This is a genomic window from Allofrancisella heilbronnii (assembly GCF_000710735.2).
Lineage (GTDB): Bacteria > Pseudomonadota > Gammaproteobacteria > Francisellales > Francisellaceae > Francisella > Francisella frigidaquae.
On record NZ_CP144673.1, the window covers coordinates 1,667,293 to 1,687,927 of the forward strand.

Below are 20,635 nucleotides of genomic sequence, written 5' to 3' on the forward strand. Positions count from 1 at the left end.
TCACTTTTCATTATTTACCTTTACATTCAATAATTTTTAAATTAGCCTATTATCAAATACAGGCTAAAATTTTGTATCTCATCCTTAATGAATAAATCCCCGACCATTTTAGAGAAATTAATTGCACCATTTAAGCAAAGTAAAATGTTTAGTATGCTAATTTTAGGCTATGCTTCTGGCCTACCTTTAATGCTTACTGCGTCATCTTTATTTCTTTGGTATAAAGATAATAATATTCAAATTAAAGATATTGGGTTTTTAACACTAATTGCAATACCGTATACTTTTAAATACTTATGGGCTCCGATTCTAGACAAAGTCAGTATTAAAGGTTTTAGTAGAAGAAAGGGGTGGATATTTATCACCCAAGTAACTTTAATCTTACTAATTGCTCTAATGAGTAGGTTTTCACCTGTTAACTACCCCTTAGTAATAGTCTTTATCGGATTTTTAATATGCCTTACATCAGCAACACAAGATATAGCCATCAACGCATACCAAACTGAAGTTCTTGACGAATCTGAGCGAGCCCTAGGAAATGCTGTTGCCGTAATGGGGTATCGTATAGGCATGTTAATTACTGGATCAATACTCTTAATTTTAGTAGATAACTTTAACCATGGTTACAGCCTTGATCAACTATGTCTTACTCCACTTGAAGTTACTAACCTTATGAACTCTTCTCACCTTTTAGGTTCTTTAATTTTAGTTTCTAGTAACGATAACATCCTACATATTATAAATTCTGGCTGGGGTAATGCTTTACTAATCATTTTAGCTTTTTTTGCGCTCTGTCCGATATTTACTTTATTTTTAAAAGAAGATACTAAGATTATTGTACCAAGGACCTTTAAAGAAGCTTTTATTAATCCATTTATAGAATTTGTAACACGCAAAGGTATCAAACCTGCTCTCACTATATTAGCGATTCTAATAGCTTATAAACTAGCAGATGCTATAGCTTTTTCCCTAAACTCAGTTTTCTTTGTTGATTTAGGGTTTGACAAAACTACTATTGCTGTATCATATAAAGGCCTGTCTCTAGTTTTTACTATCTTGGGATTAATTTTTGGTGGTCTAGTAGCAAAAAAAATAGGTATATATAAGAGCTTTCTTTATTTTAGCATTATCATGGCATGTGCAAATTTAATGTACGTCATTTTAGCAATAGTAGGGAAAAATTATAGTCTAATGGTTGCCTCTGTGGCAGTTGAATATTTTTGTGGTGCAATGGGTACAGCTATTTTAGTAGCAATGATAATGAGCTTAGTAAACGTTAAATTCTCAGCAACCCAATTCGCTATACTTAGCTCTATTGATTCACTTGGTAGAGTACTAGTCGGACCGCTAGCTGGTTATATCCAATACTACTATAGCTGGAGTGGTCTATTTATCTTTAGCTTTATCATAGGGATAATTGTGTCGTTGGTTATCTATATATCCAAAAACCAGATAAAAGCTATGACAAATCTTAAATAAGTATAATTTTGCTTTACTACTACACAATCCCAGGCCCAAGAAATATCCAAAGACATATTAGTAAAACTAGGATAGCATTTTGTAGCATCTAGAATTTTAATAATATAAAAAGAATTAAAAAGTTTATAGCTTTTTGTATAAAGTTATTTAGCAAACTGTTCTGAAACAAATTCCCAGTTTACTAAATTCCAGAGGGCCTCTATATATTTAGGCCTAGCGTTACGATAGTCAATATAGTACGCATGCTCCCAAACATCAAAAGTTAGTAAAGGCTTTTTATTATCTGTTAATGGGCACCCTGCATTACTTGTTGTTACTATCTCTAGCTTCCCTGTAGAGTCTTTAACTAGCCAAGCCCAACCAGAACCAAATGTAGCTATAGCTGCTGCTGAAAAAGTTTCTTTAAATTTATCTATTGAACCAAACGTTTCCATTATAGCAGCCTTAAGTTGACTTGAAGGCTCTGTTTTTTCAGGTGAAAGACAGTTCCAATAAAACGTATGGTTATAAACTTGCGCGGCGTTATTAAATAAGCCACCATTAGCAGTTTTAATAATTTCTTCTAAGTTTTTTCCGTCATGCTCAGTTGCTTCTACTAACTTGTTTAAGTTAGTAACATAAGTTTGATGGTGCTTATCATAATGGTATTCTATAGTTTCTTTAGAGATAACTGGCTCTAACGCGTCCTTAGCATAAGGTAAAGCTGGTAATTCAAATTTCATAGTAAAACTCCCTTTAAATTTGTTTTTATCTTAATAGCCTCTAGATGACTATACCCGTTTAGTATAATATGCTATCATTTTTTAAATAAAATTTCTAAGTATACTAACCACTTAACCTATAAAGAGGATATAAAATGAATACTCCTGATGAACAAAAAGTAATAGATAGAATAGAAAAACAAATAAGAGAAAACCAAATTATTCTTTATATGAAAGGCTCTCCAAATATGCCTCAATGTGGGTTTTCAGCTCATGCAGCTAGCGCAATTAGAGCTTGTGGCAAACCATTTGCTTTTGTGAATATATTAGAAAACCCAGATATTAGAGCCATTCTTCCTAAATATGCAGACTGGCCAACATTCCCCCAACTCTGGGTTAAAGGGGAGCTTATTGGAGGATGTGATATCATAATGGAGATGAAAGAATCAGGGGAGCTCCAAGAGCTTATGGATTCTATCGAATAGTTTTAATTTATTTTTACCCAAGCATCTGTACCATAGTCACCCGAAGGATCAAATGCTTCTATAGAACATAGTCTTGACTCTGGTCCTACTTTACATCTATACAGATCGTTACCTATTGATACTGTTGTACCACCTGCATACGAAATTATGCCATCTGGATAAACATATTCGGCAGCTTTTGGTTTTTTAACCTTAGAATCTATAGTCGAGCGCTCCACATTAGTCGCTTTTGTTATATCACTCCATGCCAGATAACTTTTATCACCGTAAGGTGCATAAGTAAGATTGTTACATAAATCTTGATTGCCGGGTATACATTCATATTTTTTATCCCCGTTTACTACAACTTCACCATCTCTGTAGGAGCCTATGCCACTAGGATACTTATAAGCTCCATTGACCATTATTATTTCAGGTTTATTAGTAAATGTGCTATCATCGACAACGCTATCTTTTTGAACTTTTTCCCATGCAAGTTTTCCATATAAGCCATTTGGCATGTACATTTTATCGTTACACAGACTTGCCACTAAAGTAGAAATACATTTATATTCTGCAGCTTGATAACTAACAATGGTACCAGCACCATATGTGCCTATACCATCTGGATAATTGATTAGTGTACTAGTAATCAAGGATCCATCTGAGTAGTTTTTTTTACTAGAATTTTTATTAATGCTGGATTTATAAATCACTTTAGAAATAACTGGAGGAAGCTTTATAGAAGCTATTGCATCAGTAGTACTCCATGGCTGATGTGAATATCCAGCTGACAGTTCTCCTTGGTTAATTTTCATAGCATCAAAATCTATACTCCATAATGCAAAACCCCCAAAAGATGCTTGATGTTTTTCCATCAACTCCACAGTAGCTTTGATATCATTAGCAGAAAGTGCGTATGTCAACCCCCTTGCAGTAACTCCTTCTATGGCTGGGATAGTAAATATTAACTTATCAGCAGGAATTTTAGGAACACGATCTACCTCGTATTTAGGCTTATTTGCATCGTACCCCTGTTGTGTCGTTAAGGCCCAAGCTAAAGAAGCCATAAAACTAGGGTAACCATCATTTGAAGTAACCTTCAAATAGTTTCCTTTAGGATCTTTATAGAAACCTAAAATACCGGCCATGCCTGAATGACCATATGTATTTAACCATATGTAATCAATGTTATTAACTCCTATTTCATTCATTAAATCAGCATAACTTTGATTGCGGTAAATATTATCTTCACCATTTTTATCTAAAGGCGCCACAATATATGTCCAAACAGGGGAAAATGTTAACCAAAAATCTAGTTTTGTAGTTTTCATATGTTTTACAAACTCTATAATCTTTTTAGCAGCTTGCTGTGTCATCTGTTTGTTTTGTGGAAGGTCAGAAGGAGATAAGTCAAAATTCACACCATCGAAACCATAATCACCAACAATTTTTTCAAGCTCATCAAAATCAAACTCTTGCCACTCAATGTAAGAAAATTTTCCACCAATCGAAACTATGACATGTTTGCCTTTTTGTTTCATATAGCCTATAAACTCTTTAAGATCTTGTGGAGAATATATCTCTTTCGAGTCACCATTTTCTTGATTAAAAGTAAACTTAAATCCACCGCTACTGCTGTAAGTTAAATACGCGACTATAAAAACGTTATACTTACAAACCTGTGGGTTTTCATCACAATACTCTTTATCCTCTGGCATTTTAATACTTATAGGACTACTATTTAATTGTCTACCAGAAATGTTATACGTACTGTTTTTCCCCCACAAAGGTAAAAATCCTGCAACAACTGGTCCTTTAATGATTTTGACTCTTGGATCACAAATGTTTTTATAAATACAATTGCGTAATCCTAAAGCAAAAGATCCTGCTTTATGGTCAGCGTCATCATATAAACCAGAGGTATAATCAGCATTTAAAGTCCAACCTACAATGCCAGAAAATCTTGGTTTAAGTTTTATTTTTTCAAGCTGTGGTAACATTAAAGCTACGGCTTGAGACGTTGTAAGAGAATTTGTAGCATCTGCCATAGGATGATACACAGTGTTAACTCCCCCTCCAGCTAAAGGGTCTGTTGGTTCCATTATCAAAACTTTTGTTTTAAATGGAACTTCAGCATTTTGAATAATTTTATCGTAACTTTCTGAAATAAAATTAGGATCATACTGTGGGTATTCATCGTATTCTTGTATAAATAAATAATCAACGTTTCCAGATTTAATAGCACTAGAGTAATCTTCACTATGACCTGTAGTAACAAGTTTATAATCATTTACCTTAGGACTTACTATAATAGCTAAATTTGAGTCTGCATGTTTAATTTTTGCTATTAGTTTATTTAGAAACGCTGGAGAAATGAATCTCCTAATTCCAAAAACGATACCCTTTATATCATTCTTTTTTAAGAATTTAACTATATTTTCACCAAGTGTATTTATTTCGGCGTCTGTTAAATCCTCCCCTATGACTTTAGGGCCAAGCTTATTCTTTTGGACCCCTGGATAAAAAGTATTTGGGATGCCTCCAACACCTAAGATAACGTCTAACCCTGCGCTTTTAGCTTCAGCTATCTTTTTTTCAAATTCTTGATTACTAACACCAGCTAAGCTATTAGAAGAAAAATTTATGTCTGTACCATAAACCTCTGTATTTGCAATAATTATAACATTATAACCGTCATCGGCTACTTTTTTCATATCAATATTATTAGCTGAACTTAAAGCCATCATATCTAGAAAACCTCCTATAATTCTATCTGGCAGTAACTTTTTATGCGGTGATCCTAAGATTGATTTGGCTGGTTTTTCTTTTTGCTTACCGATCATTTCAGACGGTTGCACACTAAGCTCTGTGTTTTTAGATAAAATAATAAAGCCTATTATTACTATCAATAATGATAAAAGTAATAAGTATACTTTTTTTCTAGGTAAGTTTTTTTTCACTCGTAAGCCCTAATAAACTATTAAATTTCTTTAACTATATTATATGTATTTTTATTGGGCTTTATAGCTATTTTAGGATATTTCAGGTTTCATATGAGGAAAAAGTATCACATCTCTTATCGACTGTGAGTTGGTTAGATACATCACAAGCCTATCAATTCCTATACCTTGACCTGCTGTTGGTGGCATACCGTACTCTAGTGCTCTAATATAATCCTTATCATATGGCATTGCTTCATCATCACCTGAAGCTGCTGCCTCAACTTGTTTTCTAAATCTTTCTGCCTGATCTTCGGCATCATTTAGCTCAGAAAACCCATTTGCAATCTCACGGGCTCCTACAAAAAACTCAAACCTATCTGTAAACTCCGGGTTACTATCACTACGACGAGCTAAAGGAGAAACTACAGCTGGATAGTCTGTTATAAATGTAGGTTGAATAAGCTTATCTTCAACAGTCTCTTCAAAAATTTCATTTATTAGATGACCAAGCTCATAGAAAGGCTCTACCTTTATCTTTAACTTCTCTGCTACTTTTCTTGCTGATTCAAAATCAGCTAAATCTTGAGTTGTAATATCTTGATTGTACTTAACTATAGAATCAACCATAGATATACGTTGATATGGTGCAGAAAAGTTGATCTTATGTTCACCATATTCCAGCTCTACACTACCTGTGATTTCTTTAACTAACTTTGAAAGCATATCCTCTGTTAGATCCATCAAATCATTATAATCAGCATATGCCATATAAAACTCAAGCATTGTAAATTCCGGATTATGACGAGAAGATACCCCTTCATTTCTAAAATTACGATTTATCTCGTATACACGCTCAAAACCACCAACTACTAACCTTTTTAAGTATAACTCCGGAGCAATACGTAAATATAAAGGCATATCAAGAGCATTATGATGGGTTCTAAAAGGTTTTGCTGCAGCACCACCTTGCAGCACATGCATCATAGGCGTTTCTACTTCCATAAAATTTAAATTATCAAAATACTTACGAATAAAACTAACCACCTTCGAACGTACTTTGAAAACTTCTCTAGCTTTTTCATTTGTTATAAGATCGACATATCTTTGACGGTATCTCATTTCTTGATCTGACAAGCCATGAAACTTATCTGGTAATGGTCTGATAGCTTTAGTTAAAACTTCAAAATGATCAGCATGAATAGAAAGCTCACCTGTATTAGTTTTAAATACAACACCAGAAACAGCAACTATATCTCCTAAGTCACATAGATTCTTAAATGTATCATATTGACCTTCTGGCAAATCACTTTTTTTAAGATAAACTTGCACTCTGCCTGACATATCTTGAAGAGTAAAAAAAGAAGCTTTTCCCATAACTCTTCTTAATACTACACGTCCTGCGACTTTATAATTCTGTTTGGGTTCTGTTTCTTCTAATTCTTGCTTTGTCTTATCTGCATACTTAGCTTGAAGACACGCAGCGACTACATTTCTTTTAAAAACATTTGGATGACTAATACCTGCGTTTTGTTCAGCTAATATCTTTAATTTTTCTTTTCTTAAAGCAATTTGTGAGTTTTCATCTAAAACTTGCTCTTCTACTTTATTATTTTTATCCGTCATTTAAAATTATCCTATAAACCACTTTTTAAGCTTGCTTCTATAAATTTATCTAAATCACCATCTAATACTGCTTGAGTATTTGTGTTTTCCACACCTGTTCTTAGATCTTTAATACGAGATTGATCTAAAACATAAGAGCGAATTTGACTTCCCCAACCAATGTCAGATTTTGAATCTTCTAAAGCATTTTTTTCAGCGTTTCGTTTTTGTAGCTCCATCTCGTACAGCTTAGATTTTAACTGTTTCATAGCATTTTCTCTATTTTTATGCTGCGATCTATCGCTTTGACTCTGGACCACAATATTTGTTGGTAAGTGAGTTATTCTAACAGCTGAATCAGTTTTGTTAACATGCTGGCCACCAGCTCCTGATGCTCTATATGTATCCACCCTTAAATCAGCTGGATTAATCTCAACATCGATATTATCATCAACTTCAGGTGATATAAACACTGAAGCAAACGATGTATGTCTTTTATTATTAGAATCAAAGGGTGATTTTCTAACTAGCCTATGAATCCCTGTTTCTGTTCTTAACCATCCATATGCATATTCACCTTCAATTTTTAAAGTACATCCTTTTATACCTGCAACGTCACCATCTGAGACATTATCTATCGTAACTTTAAAACCATGACTATCTGACCAACGCATATACATTCGCATTAACATTTCAGCCCAGTCTTGTGCTTCTGTTCCTCCAGAACCAGACTGAATATCTAGATAAGCATTATTAGGGTCCATCTTTTTAGAAAACATTCTTCTAAATTCTAGCCTCTCAATTTCTTGAGTAATCTCATGAGTATCTTTTGCAATTTCTTGGATTAAAGATTCATCCTCTTGTGCTAACTCAAGAAGTTCTGTTAAAGTTCCTAAAGTATCTATAATATGTTCACAAGTTAACACAATGTTTTCTAGTTCAACCTTTTGTTTGCCCAGGTTTTGTGCATGTTCAGGATTATCCCATATAGAGCCATCTTCTAGCTCCATTAAAATTTCTGTTAATTTTTCTTTTTTGACATCATAGTCAAAGATAGCCTCGTAATGATTCTATACGATTAGATAAATCCTTTAATAAAGTTCTATAGTTTACTGATTCCATATTTTTATCCGTTTATATAAGTAATTTTGTGTATAGATTTTATAGTTTTAGGAAGTCTAACTCAAATAAATAAAAAAATTTTTTAATATAGATCTAGATCACTAATCAAGCAATAAAAGCGCTCGCCTGTAGAAATTACCCTTTTATTGCTTTTATCTAGTAAAATAAAGTATCCAGACAAAAACTATTTTATATAAATTATGAATGTAATTAATGCATTAAAAAAGCGTAAATCTGTTAGGAAATTTCTAGAAAAACCTATACCTCCAGAACTTCTTGTTAAATTATTTGAAGCTGCAAAATGGACGCCTTCTAGCAAAAACACCCAACCATGGAAGATAGCTGTCATCAGCGGAGAAAAAAAAGAAAATCTAATGAACAAAATACTTAAAGCTCATAAAGAAGGACAAAAACCATGCATGGAATACGGGTATGAAGGTGAAGAGTTAGATGGCGAACTAAAGCAAAGAGCTATAAAGTGTGGGCACGATTTATATAGTGCTTTAAGAATAACCAGAGAGGATAAAGATAGACGGTTACAACAATGGGCAAAAAATTATCTTTCTTTCGAATCTCCGACTACAGCATTTATATTTAAGTACCATAATACAGGAATTAGTGGCTACATGGACTGTGGTATGCTAATCCAATCTATAATGCTAGCAGCAATTGATCTAGGGTTAGCAACATGCCCTCAAGCGTCATTAGCACACTATCCAGATGTAGTAAAACAAGAGTTAGGCTACAAAGATTATATATTGTTATGTGGTATCGCTATAGGATACGAAGATACTCAAGATAGAGTAAATAATTATCGCACAGGGAGAGAAAAATTAAATAATGTGGTTAATTTTATATAAATATCTTTATTATTTAAATTTTTTTAAGTATAGTTATATATTAATATAATACATAAAGGGGTTTTATTATATGAATATTGATTTCAGCAAAGATATTATTGAGGCAACACGTTATTTCATCAAGGTAGTAGAACTAGGATCATACAGCTCTGTAAAAAAATTCTATAACGTTGAACTTAACACTATAAAAAGCAAGATAGACATATTAGAAAATTATCTTGGAGTTAAACTCATACAAAATATACACAATCGCATCACCCCAACAAAAAATGGTGTCAAATATTTTCATTCTTGTAGCAAAATCTATAAGGATTTAGAAAGCACTATAGATAGCGTTAAAAATAATGGGTTTAAAGAAAGACGAGCTATAAGAATATTAGGGTCTCCACTTTCTATAAAAGTAACTATAGATAGAGTAATACCTAAACTAAATCAAGACTCCACTAGTAACTTAAAGTTTACTTTAGACAATTATGCCTTAAACCATCTAGACGGTAAAGAATATCAATTTGAGACATATGATGTAATCTTAATAAATACAAAACATTTGGAACATATTGATTTAAATGATTGGATAGTTTGTAAGTCTGTTAATACCGCAAAACTACCTGCTCTAATATATGGGAATAAAAATTTTATAAAAGATTTACATAACGAACCTCAGAAAGTTCTAGAGACAGATTTGGTATTTAATCGATATGACTGGGACCACAATATTTTCAACTTCACACATAACGAAGATGCTGAAGATAACCATCAAAACAAAACCTATAGGTTCAACCCTAATAAAATAAAATATCTAGTTAGTAATGAAGTACAAAAATCTAATATTATAAAAAAAGAGAATATAATTGGTTTTATGCCTAAATTTTACTACGACTCACTGATGAAAGATTCCGAATATATTGACTTTATAAGAGGCTTTGAGGTAGATTTTCACATAGAATCTTTTTTAGTTTTAGTATACAAGTATTCAAAGCATAAAGATAAGTTAGTTGAGGCATTTAGAACTGAGTTGTTAGAATTATTAGGAAATGATTTAGGAAGCCATGATGTTAGTTAATAACTAAATTGAAGCTAAATGTCTCTATATACTTTAGGTAATTTTGACTTATCCCAGGCTTCTATTTTCTCAAAGTCAGGTTCAAAAGTAAATTGTCCATCTGGTGTAATACCAGCATACATTTTCAGGTAAAAATACAAGCTTCCTTTTTGCTTTTTATTAGGCAGTAGCTCTAAACAACCTTTATAAAAAGAAGTAAACTTTTTTATAAAATCATTTCCAAATAAACAGAGTTTGTTAACAGTTAGCATAGGTATATTAAAATTTTCCGCTTGAGATAAAACAAAATATAAATGATTTTCTATAAAAATGGAAAACATCTCAAGATAGTTTTTTAGTAGGAAACCCCTGATTTGTCCTGTTATACCATGCCTATTCCAAGCTCCATAATACGGAGAATTAAACGATATATTTAGAGTTTTCCCAGTAATACTTGTTATCAGTAAAGCAATTATAGACGATGAAAGAACAGGTTTTAACATACCAAAAGCTATACCCTTAGAGATTAAATGGGATAATGTATCTCGCTGCATTATGGCTTCACCAGATATATACGTTTCTCGGAAACCTTTTAATAATGCTGCTGTTGAATGAAGGTTTGTTGTGTTTTGCTTAAATTTTAGTTCATAAGCTAATATACCATTACATATATTATCAACACCCTTAAGAATGTCTCTAGTATTTAAAAATAGCTCATCTAGTTTTATAAATAAGTCAGTATCTTCTGGTACCTCTCGGAATTCTGCTATTCTACCACTATTAAAATCTCTAAAGCTTTTTTCTTTTAATATCTTTTTCCCTAAATCAGAAAATTTTTTAAAACTTTTATAATCAAGAAAGTCTTTTGCCTGAGTTTTTAAGCTAGAGTCTGACTGACAAATAAAAGCCCATAGCTTTTCACTTTCAGAAATCTGATCTAAATAAAGCTGATCTAAAAAGCTTTCTTCATATAGTGATGTATTTATATTGATTAAAGTATTTCCTATGACATTAAAAAGTTTCAAAATAACTTTTTTATGGCGGGTATCAGGAGTTAAGTAATATGCTAGCAACCGCTCCATATCATAAAAATCAAGCACGGAGACATTATTGTTTACTTCCAAATATTTTGGATCTATTATAGAGGCATAATGAAACACCGATAGTGCTATAAAAGAGTAATAAGTCGTTATAAAACATCTTTTACATTTGTCTTGGCTTATTTGATTTAACCTTCTTCCAAGACCTATAAAAAGCTTTTTGAGCTCTTCATCACTATCTCTATTTAAAATAGCCTTTATCCGGTTAGCTTTTTCAAGCTCTATAGTTGTTATCTCATTTATATGAACCCCTTGACCTTTAATATTCAGCATTAAATTACCAATAGCTAAATTGACGTGATTTTTATTATTTTGAATTGCATATAGACCAGTAAATGAATCGATGCCTTTTAGAAAAGCTTTTTTTACAGCTTCTATAGATATCAGCTTTATCATTTCTCCCCTCCAAAAAAATCGGCTGTTTTATTTGAAAACTTTCTCCTTATATTTGTTAGCGTTCTTAGAAACTTTTATTTTCGAATAAGAAATAGTTCTACTTGTTGATAAATAATTAGATAAACCTACTAAAATATGAACAAATACTATACCTAACCCAAGATATGCTAAGTATTCATGCATATTCTTTAACTGTATAACTTGTTCTTTTGGCATGGTGTCGAGAATACTTGGCAATCCAAATGGCATTGTATATGTACCTTTTGCACTTATTATACACCAACCTAAAGTAGGCATAATTATTAACCAAGAATATAAAAATCCATGAACTACTTTGGCCGAAAAATCACGCAAAAAACTATAATCTGATCTCTGAAATATAGCAAACTGCTTTAAAATAATCCTACAAATGGTTAAAAATAAAATACTAAAACCTATATATAAGTGCGAGCTTTTCATAAAATTGTAAAAAACCGTGTTTTTACCAAAAGCGCTTCTAAACTCTATAGATATAAATACTAAGATTAACAAAACAACCGTAAACCAGTGAAGGGCCATAATAATTTTTTTAACTTGATCTCTTTTTAGCATACTTTGAAAAAAAAATATAATATCTTAATTCTAAATTATAAGCCAACAGAGACTGTTAGGAAAATATTTTATAGCTAAAAACTACCAAAAGAATGATATAGTATGGTATAGATGGTCCCTGTAACAAAGATACACGCAGGGATGGTTAGTAGCCATGCGGTTGCTAGCTTTTTAACAACTCTCCAATTAACTCCTGAATCAGCAAAGCCAGCACCCATGATTGAACCTGATGCAACTTGAGTAGTACTAACTGGTAAGCCTATATGAGAAGCACCTAAAACTAATAATCCTGAACTTAACTCGGCTGAAACAGCATTTGTAGGCTCAAGTTTCGAAAGTTTTGTACTTAAAGTTTTTATGATTTTTTTACCACCAGAAAGAGTCCCCAAACCCATAGCTACACCACAAACTATTATAACCCAATCTGGAACTACAGTACTCTGTACTAAACCGGCACTTAATAATGCTAAGGTTATAATTGACATAGTTTTTTGAGCATCATTTGAACCATGCGAAAAGGATAATAAACTAGTTGATACTACTTGTAACTCCCTAATGTATTTGTTAGTAAGTCTTACATTTTTTACTTGAGTAAAAATATTTAACAAAACTATACAAACAATTAAAGCTACGAAAAAAGCTAAAATTGGTGAGCTAATCATAGGTACAAGAACCTTATTAACTACTGTAATGTAATTAACGTCTTTATAGCTAGCTCCTATTATAACAGCCCCTACTAAGGAGCCTATTAGGGCATGAGATGAGCTTGACGGGATCCCAAAATACCATGTGAAAAAATTCCAACTTATAGCTCCTAACAAGGCAGATACAAGAACTATATCTGAAACTATACTTGTATCTACAAGGCCTTTTGAGATAGTAGCTGCTACAGCAGTACCAAAAAACGCTCCTAAAAAATTAAAGAAAGCTGCTAAGCCTATAGCTTGGTAAGGTGTTAAAGATTTAGTAGCTATTGGTGTAGCAACAACATTTGCTGCATCGTGAAAACCATTTGTAAACTCAAAAAATAAAGCCACGCAAATGATTATTATTAACATTGAGGTAACCATTATAACAAAATCCTATTTAAACTTCTTTTACATATATTCTCATTATTGATTCTGCAACAGCTGTACAAGTTGAAATAGCATTCTCTATAGTTTTGTAGATATCTTTAACTTTCATTATAAAAATAATGTCGCCCTCTTCAAAATGAGAAAATTTCTTAAGAGCATAGCCTAGATCCTCTAAAACATTTTCATCTAAAACAGTTATTCTTGTATAAAGTGATTTAAGAGTTTTATAATCGCCTTTACTAAAAGCTTTCATCATACCATCTAGAACTTTTGTCATTTTTCTAAGAGTTTCAACACAGTTTGATAAATATAGGTTAACGTTGCCTCTTTCCTCTTCCATTAGGATTTGCATATAGCGATAAGCTCTTACGATTCGCTTATTCAGCTTTGAAAGTAAAGTTATAATATTATGTAATTCGACCCTATCTATAGGTGTTACAAAATATCTGGCTAACTCATGATCAATTTTATTAGCTAACTCAACTGTGACGGTTCTAGTTAGTCTTAACTCTTCTGCAAGCTCAGATATTGTTAGATTATCCTTCTCTTTCATTATCTGATCTAAAATCCTTGCTGATTCTTCTACACTCTCTGTAGCCTGTATCAGTAGGTCAAAAAATATCTTATCTTGACTTGGAATTAAGGTTTTTACTAATTTTCGCAACATTATAAATGGTTCCTCTAATTTAGAGTTAGTTACGATGAGAAGTTTATAACAAAAAATAGATAAAAACACTCTTAATTTACGAAAAAAGGTTTTTTGTAAAAAGAGTATTAAACTTAGAATTTAATTCTATTGCTTCATCGAAACTAACAAGCTTAAATCTTAAATGGGCCTTTGGTACAAACTGAGCAAGTTTATTTATATCTGGCTCAACGACTGTAGTCACTCTTGGATAACCACCTACAGTTTGTCTATGGCGCATCAAAACTATCGGTCCGCCAGGAGAGAGCTGTATTGTACCATCAACTACAGGTTGTGAGATCATTTCTACTTTCTTAATAGATAAAGCATTACCATCTAGAGAGATCCCCATTTGACTTGAGTTTGGTGAGATTGTCCAAACTTGCTCGAAAAAACCATTATCTTCTAGAATATCAAACTCTGGGCCCTTAATTACTCGTATATAGTTATTTTTATAGTTTGAATCTATAAACTGCTCAATTTCTTTTGACCTTTTCTTACCAATATCTACAATTTGGTTGGAAGTTTGAGCTATAGCAAAAATTAAAGTACGAAACCCAGTCTTAATACCACTGAATTCTAGTGTATCTCCTTTTTTAAAAGACTGTATTTGGTTGTATACTATTTGTTTGCCGCCCATAGAAGTATTTTCGTAAGTTGCTCCACACAATATAAAAAGCAGATCTTCTTCGGCTGTTATTTTCGCAGGATAAATCATCTCTATAGCTTGAAAATCTAAAGGCTGATTAAATAACTGATAAGCAACTCTAAAGCTTAATTGATCTTGAGCGCCACCAAGAGATATACCCTTATCTTGAAAGCCATATAGTCTTTCATAAACAGGGAACGATAACCCTCCTTTCACGGAAAATATTTTTGTTTGCATACTTAGCCTTTATGATTATATATTTCTTTTACAAGTGCTAGTGCTATTTTACTATCAGAATGAACACAAATCGTCTCGGAATTAAAAGCAACTTTTTTATTAGCTATCCTTATAAAACCTTCTTTTAGATCCATATATTGAGACAGTGCCTTGTTTAAATCATGAATTTCTGCATTTGGCGTACCTCTGGGAATAAGCATAGGATTATTGTTTTTATCTAACATATACCCCCTTTCTGCAAAACTCTCTTTGATAGTTTTTATACCTTTTTTTTTGGCATATTCTGCGACCACACCAAAAGGACTAACTAAAAGTTCCTTTATACCATTATCTAAACACCACCTTATAAAAAAATTGGCTAACTTATCATCAACATTTAACTGATTATATAATGCTCCATGTGGCTTAATAGCTTTTATAGCACCATCAAAAAGAGCTAGCTGCTGATCAAAAGATTTTTGTAAAGTGGCATTATCAATACTAATAATTTTTCTACCAAAGTTTTGTTTGTCTGGGTAAGATATATGAGCAGTTATTTTAACGTTATTCTCATTACAAAGCTTTGTATAATACTCAACACTTTGCTTATCGCCAGCATGTCCAGAACAAGCTATATTTGCAATATCAATATACTTAACTAATTCATCATCAGTTGGATGAGCTACTTCTCTTTCTCCTAAATCACAGTTGACTAAAAACATAACTAAATTTCCCTAAAAATCACTTTATCTGCTGGGTTAAAACTAGAAAAATCTCTAAAAGCTGTTTTACCAATAATATTCCAACCACTTGGCGTATCTGTTGTAAATATAGTAGTCTGCGAGCCACCTATCCCAACAGAGCCAACATCTATTTTATTTCTTGGCGTAGCCAGTCTAGGCAAACTTAAACTAGTATCCAGTCCCAATAAATACGGTAAGTACGGTTTAAAGCCAAGCATTGCTATATGGTACTCTGCTGCTGTGTGTCTTTTTATTATTTCCAGCACGCTTAAGCCTAGTTTTTGTGAAGCAGATTCTAAATCTACACCAACATACTCAACATCAATATAATGCGTTTTAAATTCTATATAGCTACTATAATCAACTGATTCTATTCTACTAAGGATTTTGTTTTGTAAGGATAAAAAATCGTTAGTATAAATAAAATGAAAAGCTATTGAGTTATATGCCGGTACAATGTCATGAATCTTTAAATCGTTACAAAATGACTTATCTTCTGAAATAGACTTATAAATTCTAAGGATCTTAAGATTATCATCTATAGAAAGTCGATCACTTAGATTATAAACAAAGCAACTTTCACTTAAAAAATAGTAACTCATAAACAATATGCAGCAAGTGTACCTTTATATACTATTTTACAGCTTAGTTTTATTTTGAGGTACCTTTTTTGCAGATCTCTGGTTCTAATGTATATAATGTTATCAAACCAACTATAGCACTTAGACATATAACACCAACAGCTGCATAATCAGAGAACTTACCTGCTAAGTAAAAGCATACAAATGGTAATAAGCCTCCATATACCCCAAACCCTATATTATAGGCCAGAGCAAAGCCTGTATAGCGCACATCTTTTGGAAAACAGTCTGTGAATATTACCATAATATTGCCATAAAAAACCCCAAAGATTACTCCCATGACTATAAAGAAAAATACCAATAGCTCACTATTTGCCTTGTATAGCGCATACATTGGCAAAGGAAAAATAAGCATCAAAACTAATCCTGCTGTAATTATGGCTTTTGTAGCAAAAAACTTCGTCAGCCTAGCAGCCAAAGCACAAGATCCTATAAACACAGCTAAGCTTATAGTAGTTAGTAAAGCTACATTGGTGTGAGTTTGACCAAGTACTTCCTTAATAATATTAGGCAATATAGTAATCTGAAAGTATGCTACAACTGCTCCAGGAAAACATAATAGTATCATATACAAAATACTCGCCTTATACTCTAAAAATAATAATGTTAGCTTAACCTGAGTTTTTGGTGCACTTTTTTCCTCTTTCGCACCACTATGTTTAATAAAGAATGACAAAATCACTAAAAGAATTGCTACAGCAAATAAGATTCTCCAGCCTCCATTTGCCATAAGTTCATCTGGTATAAAATAACTAATAACCTGAAAACTAACTATAGCAAGTAATATTCCACCAAAGGCGCTTGCTATCACATTTGCTGAGGCTTTAGCTTTACCCAAGGCTGTAGTTTCACCTTCTATAAGAATAACAACAGAACCACTATATTGCCCCCCAATTGCTATACCTTGTAATATTCTAAAAACTACTAATAATAAAGGCGCTAAAATTCCTATCATAGTATATGGTGGTAACAAAGCCATACCTACTGTAGGAACTCCCATAAAAAATGCTGCCCAAGCAAGAGCTGAGATACGTGATTTTTTATCTCCTATGTAGCCAAAAATAATTCCACCAAGTGGTCTAGCAAGAAAACCTACAGCAAAAGCACCAAAAGCAAATAAAAAGTTGGTAAAAGAGTTATTAAATGGAAAAAATGCAGCGCCTATATATCCTGCACAAAATGAATACACAGTAAATTCATACCACTCTGCTGAACTTGCAAGAAGGACTAGTAGTTTTTTCATAAAAATCTGAAAGTAAAATCTGTATATTGTTTTATTAAATTATAAAAAAACAAAAAAATATAGCTTTTTAATGGAAATTCTGTAAGAAATATACCTAAAACTTAAACCAAAATGAGAAAAAAAGACAAAAACTACTTTAATCTAACTACTAAAACATCAACGTCTGCTTCATGTAGTATCCCACTAGCCGTAGAACCTAAAAAGAATCTGCCAATGGCGCTTCTTCTATGGCTTCCCACAACAATTAGATCATTTCCTTGCTCTTTAGCTTTTTCTAAAATACTATTAGAAACTCCCCCAATTAACACAGATTTTTCTCCATTAATATCATTTTCTTTGGAAAATTCCTTTATAGCATTTTCTACCTTTGCTGTTTCATAAGTCATTAAAGATATACTGTCATTTGGTATAACAAAAGCTGTATCTACTGTTGCATTATAGAGCTTAGCTATTTCATTAGCTTTTGCCGCTACCGCACATGAATCATTTTCTAAATCTGTAGGCACCAATATCTTTTTGTAGTCTACAATCGCTGTTTGCTTATCTTTACCAACTCGTATTGTTAAAACATCACATTTTGCCTTATGTAATACAGCATTAGCAACCGAGCCTAATAATAAGTTAATACCGTGAGTAGCATGTGAGCCCAAAACAATCAGATCGCATTCACTTTCTTCAGCATATGCAACTATTTCAGAAGCTGGATTACCTATTAAGATTTCATGCTTAATATCAACTCCTGAAACTTTAGCCACTATTTTTGCTAACGCTTCTTTTGCATCTCTTTCTATAGAGTGCTGGAAATCAACTATAGAAGGTGCAAAAGGTGCCACACAATCAACTACAGAAACAACCTGAAGTTGTTTGATGTTGTTTTTCTTAGCAAAGTTAACTGCAGAATCAATAACAACATTTGCTTTCTCATAAACATTAATTGCTAACAGTATTTTTTTATATGCCATAGTAGCTCTCCTAATTTGGACTTCTTTGAACTTCAATTATAGCAAACAATAACTATGAAGAAAAACTTTTATAACTGATTAAATGTTTTACTGGTTAGGACATTAATGTTTCGAAAAAGTAAGCGACCATACTAACAATAAATATTATCCTAATAAAAAAACAAAAGTAGAAGTTTTGCGTAAGTAAGGTTCTTACTAAATAGGTTATGGTTAAAGAATATTTGTTTTGCATAAAAGTCGCAATAGCTACATTTTAAAATTATTTTATAGCATAATAGGTAGCTAAGTTATAACATTAAGAAAAATTGTTTATTAAAAAGTATGTACATAAAAAATATTAGGAACTTCTCAATAATCGCTCACATTGATCATGGTAAATCAACGCTTTCAGATAGGTTTATCCAAGTTTGCAATGGTTTGACTGAACGTGAGATGAAAGAACAAGTTCTAGACTCTATGGATATTGAAAGAGAGCGAGGAATCACAATTAAAGCTCAATCTGTTACTTTAGATTATATAGCAAAAGATGGTCAAACTTATCAGCTTAATTTTATTGATACACCAGGACATGTTGATTTTTCATATGAAGTTTCTCGTTCATTAGCAGCATGTGAAGGAGCTCTTTTAGTTGTAGATGCTGCTCAGGGAGTAGAAGCGCAAACTGTAGCAAACTGCTATACAGCGATAGAGCAAAACCTAGAGGTTATCCCTATATTAAACAAAATTGATCTACCATCTGCAGACCCAGAGAAAGTTGCAGAAGAGATCGAAGAAATTATTGGAATAGATGCAACAGGTGCTACTACATGTAGCGCAAAAACAGGTTTAGGTGTAGAAGATGTTTTAGAAACTATTGTTGCAAAGGTTCCAGCTCCAGCTGGTAATTCAGATGATAAGTTACAAGCTTTGATTATAGATTCATGGTTTGATAACTATCTTGGGGTGGTATCTCTAGTTAGGATCAAAAATGGTACTTTGAAGGTGGGTGAGAAAATCAAAGTAATGTCCACAGGCAACTCTTATCAAGTTGATAAGGTAGGTGTATTTACTCCTAAAATGAAAGATCTTGATCACTTAAAAGCAGGTGAGGTTGGTTTTATCGTAGCTGGGATAAAAGATATCCACGGAGCTCCGGTTGGCGATACTCTTACACATACTCATAACCCTACTGAAAAAGCAGTACCTGGTTTTAAAAAGGTTCAGCCACAAGTCTATGCTGGGATGTTTACAATAAGCTCAGATGACTACCCTGACTTTAGAGAGGCTCTAGAAAAACTAAGTCTTAACGATGCTTCATTATTTTTTGAGCCAGAGGTTTCTCAAGCATTAGGTTTTGGTTTTAGATGTGGTTTCTTGGGTATGTTGCATATGGAAATTATCCAGGAAAGATTAGAGAGGGAATATAACCTTGATTTAATAACTTCAGCTCCAACAGTTGTTTATAAGGCAGTAAAAAAAGATGGTGAAACAGTTGAGGTTGATAACCCTGCTAAACTGCCTGATCCAGGCGCTATACAAGAGATTCAAGAGCCTATAGTTAGAGCGAATATACTTGTACCAAAAGATTATGTTGGTAGTGTAATTACTCTTTGTATAGAGAAAAGGGGTATACAGGTAGATATGAACTACGTTGGTAGTCAGGTTTCTATAGTTTATGATTTACCAATGATAGAAGTTGTATCAGACTTTTTTGATACTCTAAAATCAGTAACCAAAGGTTATGGTTCACTAGATTATGAATTAATCCGTTATGAGCCTGCAGATATGGTTTGCCTAGATGTACTGATAAATGGTGACAAGGTAGATGCTCTAGCAAGCATCGTTCATAAAGAACAAGCTAAGTACAAAGGTAGAGAGCTAGTTGAAAGGTTAAAAGAACTTATTCCAAGACAAATGTTTGAAGTAGCTATTCAGGCTGCTATAGGTGGCACAATTGTTGCTAGAAGTACAGTTAAAGCTTTACGTAAAAATGTATTAGCTAAATGCTATGGTGGTGATGTTTCACGTAAGAAAAAGCTGTTAGAAAAGCAAAAAGAGGGTAAAAAAAGAATGAAAAATATCGGTTCAGTTGAAATCCCTCAGGAAGCTTTTTTATCTGTACTTAAAAAGTAATATGGA

Annotated in this window: 18 protein-coding genes; 5 read left to right on the forward strand and 13 right to left on the reverse strand. The window is 32.7% G+C overall.

The window, feature by feature from the left end:
- The first annotated feature begins 87 nt into the window (after positions 1-87).
- Positions 88-1,479, forward strand: coding sequence for an AmpG family muropeptide MFS transporter (locus FRA_RS07810; RefSeq protein WP_035720501.1), 1,392 nt, complete (start codon positions 88-90; stop codon positions 1,477-1,479).
- 143 nt (positions 1,480-1,622) lie between these two features.
- Here FRA_RS07810 and FRA_RS07815 read toward each other — a convergent pair whose 3' ends face one another.
- Positions 1,623-2,201, reverse strand: a complete 579-nt coding sequence (locus FRA_RS07815) for a superoxide dismutase (RefSeq protein WP_035720503.1) — start codon at positions 2,199-2,201, stop codon at positions 1,623-1,625.
- A 134-nt stretch (positions 2,202-2,335) separates the two neighbouring features.
- Here FRA_RS07815 and grxD point away from each other — a divergent pair, with 134 nt between their 5' ends.
- Positions 2,336-2,665 carry a Grx4 family monothiol glutaredoxin gene (grxD, locus tag FRA_RS07820; RefSeq protein ID WP_035720504.1) on the forward strand — a complete coding sequence of 110 codons (330 nt, stop codon included), beginning with the start codon at positions 2,336-2,338 and terminating at the stop codon, positions 2,663-2,665.
- A 2-nt stretch (positions 2,666-2,667) separates the two neighbouring features.
- Here grxD and FRA_RS07825 read toward each other — a convergent pair whose 3' ends face one another.
- The 3 genes from FRA_RS07825 to prfB all read right to left on the reverse strand — a co-directional run bounded on the left by FRA_RS07825 (position 2,668) and on the right by prfB (position 8,313).
- Entirely contained in the window at positions 2,668-5,607 is a 2,940-nt protein-coding gene (locus FRA_RS07825) for a glycosyl hydrolase family 18 protein (RefSeq protein ID WP_035720506.1), read from the reverse strand.
- Positions 5,608-5,679: 72 nt separating this feature from the next.
- Positions 5,680-7,212: a lysine--tRNA ligase gene (gene lysS / locus FRA_RS07830; RefSeq protein ID WP_035720508.1), complete on the reverse strand. Its 1,533-nt coding sequence runs from the start codon at positions 7,210-7,212 to the stop codon at positions 5,680-5,682.
- A gap of 11 nt (positions 7,213-7,223) precedes the next feature.
- Positions 7,224-8,313 (reverse strand): peptide chain release factor 2 gene (gene prfB, locus FRA_RS07835; protein WP_155960886.1). Its coding sequence is split into 2 segments (ribosomal slippage): positions 7,224-8,240 and positions 8,242-8,313, totalling 1,089 coding nucleotides; the frame shifts between segments, so codons are not numbered across the junction.
- Between the two features lie 200 nt (positions 8,314-8,513).
- On the opposite strand from prfB, the gene FRA_RS07840 reads away from it, so the two are divergent.
- Together FRA_RS07840 and FRA_RS07845 are read left to right on the forward strand one after the other, a co-directional pair.
- Positions 8,514-9,173 carry a nitroreductase gene (locus FRA_RS07840; RefSeq protein ID WP_035720512.1) on the forward strand — a complete coding sequence of 220 codons (660 nt, stop codon included), beginning with the start codon at positions 8,514-8,516 and terminating at the stop codon, positions 9,171-9,173.
- 70 nt (positions 9,174-9,243) lie between these two features.
- Complete coding sequence (locus tag FRA_RS07845; RefSeq protein ID WP_051686780.1) at positions 9,244-10,236, forward strand: LysR family transcriptional regulator domain-containing protein; 993 nt, start codon at positions 9,244-9,246, stop codon at positions 10,234-10,236.
- A gap of 14 nt (positions 10,237-10,250) precedes the next feature.
- Here the strand turns inward: FRA_RS07845 and FRA_RS07850 are convergent, their stop codons facing one another.
- The 9 genes from FRA_RS07850 to FRA_RS07890 form a co-directional block, all read right to left on the reverse strand.
- On the reverse strand, positions 10,251-11,711 hold the full coding sequence (locus FRA_RS07850) for a hypothetical protein (RefSeq protein WP_035720514.1): 1,461 nt from the start codon (positions 11,709-11,711) through the stop codon (positions 10,251-10,253).
- Between the two features lie 27 nt (positions 11,712-11,738).
- Entirely contained in the window at positions 11,739-12,302 is a 564-nt protein-coding gene (locus FRA_RS07855) for a cytochrome b (RefSeq protein ID WP_081835936.1), read from the reverse strand.
- 74 nt (positions 12,303-12,376) lie between these two features.
- Positions 12,377-13,372: an inorganic phosphate transporter gene (locus tag FRA_RS07860; RefSeq protein ID WP_035720515.1), complete on the reverse strand. Its 996-nt coding sequence runs from the start codon at positions 13,370-13,372 to the stop codon at positions 12,377-12,379.
- A 16-nt stretch (positions 13,373-13,388) separates the two neighbouring features.
- Positions 13,389-14,045 carry a DUF47 family protein gene (locus FRA_RS07865; RefSeq protein WP_035720517.1) on the reverse strand — a complete coding sequence of 219 codons (657 nt, stop codon included), beginning with the start codon at positions 14,043-14,045 and terminating at the stop codon, positions 13,389-13,391.
- Positions 14,046-14,121: 76 nt separating this feature from the next.
- Entirely contained in the window at positions 14,122-14,949 is an 828-nt protein-coding gene (locus FRA_RS07870) for a 5-oxoprolinase subunit C family protein (RefSeq protein WP_035720519.1), read from the reverse strand.
- A gap of 2 nt (positions 14,950-14,951) precedes the next feature.
- A complete protein-coding gene (locus FRA_RS07875) occupies positions 14,952-15,650 on the reverse strand; it encodes a 5-oxoprolinase subunit PxpA (RefSeq protein WP_035720521.1) in 699 nt (232 codons plus the stop codon).
- A 2-nt stretch (positions 15,651-15,652) separates the two neighbouring features.
- Positions 15,653-16,273, reverse strand: coding sequence for a 5-oxoprolinase subunit B family protein (locus FRA_RS07880; protein WP_035720522.1), 621 nt, complete (start codon positions 16,271-16,273; stop codon positions 15,653-15,655).
- A 49-nt stretch (positions 16,274-16,322) separates the two neighbouring features.
- Positions 16,323-17,555: an MFS transporter gene (locus tag FRA_RS07885; protein WP_081835937.1), complete on the reverse strand. Its 1,233-nt coding sequence runs from the start codon at positions 17,553-17,555 to the stop codon at positions 16,323-16,325.
- Positions 17,556-17,686: 131 nt separating this feature from the next.
- Entirely contained in the window at positions 17,687-18,517 is an 831-nt protein-coding gene (locus FRA_RS07890; protein ID WP_035720524.1) for a universal stress protein, read from the reverse strand.
- 327 nt (positions 18,518-18,844) lie between these two features.
- On the opposite strand from FRA_RS07890, the gene lepA reads away from it, so the two are divergent.
- On the forward strand, positions 18,845-20,629 hold the full coding sequence (gene lepA, locus FRA_RS07895) for a translation elongation factor 4 (RefSeq protein ID WP_035720582.1): 1,785 nt from the start codon (positions 18,845-18,847) through the stop codon (positions 20,627-20,629).
- Positions 20,630-20,635 lie beyond the last annotated feature (6 nt).

Coding starts and splice junctions, on each gene's coding strand:
- FRA_RS07810 (WP_035720501.1), top strand. CDS start 88: ATGAATAAATCCCCGACCATTTTAGAGAAATTAATTGCACCATTTAAG.
- FRA_RS07815 (WP_035720503.1), bottom strand. CDS start 2,201: ATGAAATTTGAATTACCAGCTTTACCTTATGCTAAGGACGCGTTAGAG.
- grxD (WP_035720504.1), top strand. CDS start 2,336: ATGAATACTCCTGATGAACAAAAAGTAATAGATAGAATAGAAAAACAA.
- lysS (WP_035720508.1), bottom strand. CDS start 7,212: ATGACGGATAAAAATAATAAAGTAGAAGAGCAAGTTTTAGATGAAAAC.
- FRA_RS07840 (WP_035720512.1), top strand. CDS start 8,514: ATGAATGTAATTAATGCATTAAAAAAGCGTAAATCTGTTAGGAAATTT.
- FRA_RS07845 (WP_051686780.1), top strand. CDS start 9,244: ATGAATATTGATTTCAGCAAAGATATTATTGAGGCAACACGTTATTTC.
- FRA_RS07850 (WP_035720514.1), bottom strand. CDS start 11,711: ATGATAAAGCTGATATCTATAGAAGCTGTAAAAAAAGCTTTTCTAAAA.
- FRA_RS07855 (WP_081835936.1), bottom strand. CDS start 12,302: ATGCTAAAAAGAGATCAAGTTAAAAAAATTATTATGGCCCTTCACTGG.
- FRA_RS07860 (WP_035720515.1), bottom strand. CDS start 13,372: ATGGTTACCTCAATGTTAATAATAATCATTTGCGTGGCTTTATTTTTT.
- FRA_RS07865 (WP_035720517.1), bottom strand. CDS start 14,045: ATGTTGCGAAAATTAGTAAAAACCTTAATTCCAAGTCAAGATAAGATA.
- FRA_RS07870 (WP_035720519.1), bottom strand. CDS start 14,949: ATGCAAACAAAAATATTTTCCGTGAAAGGAGGGTTATCGTTCCCTGTT.
- FRA_RS07875 (WP_035720521.1), bottom strand. CDS start 15,650: ATGTTTTTAGTCAACTGTGATTTAGGAGAAAGAGAAGTAGCTCATCCA.
- FRA_RS07880 (WP_035720522.1), bottom strand. CDS start 16,273: ATGAGTTACTATTTTTTAAGTGAAAGTTGCTTTGTTTATAATCTAAGT.
- FRA_RS07885 (WP_081835937.1), bottom strand. CDS start 17,555: ATGAAAAAACTACTAGTCCTTCTTGCAAGTTCAGCAGAGTGGTATGAA.
- FRA_RS07890 (WP_035720524.1), bottom strand. CDS start 18,517: ATGGCATATAAAAAAATACTGTTAGCAATTAATGTTTATGAGAAAGCA.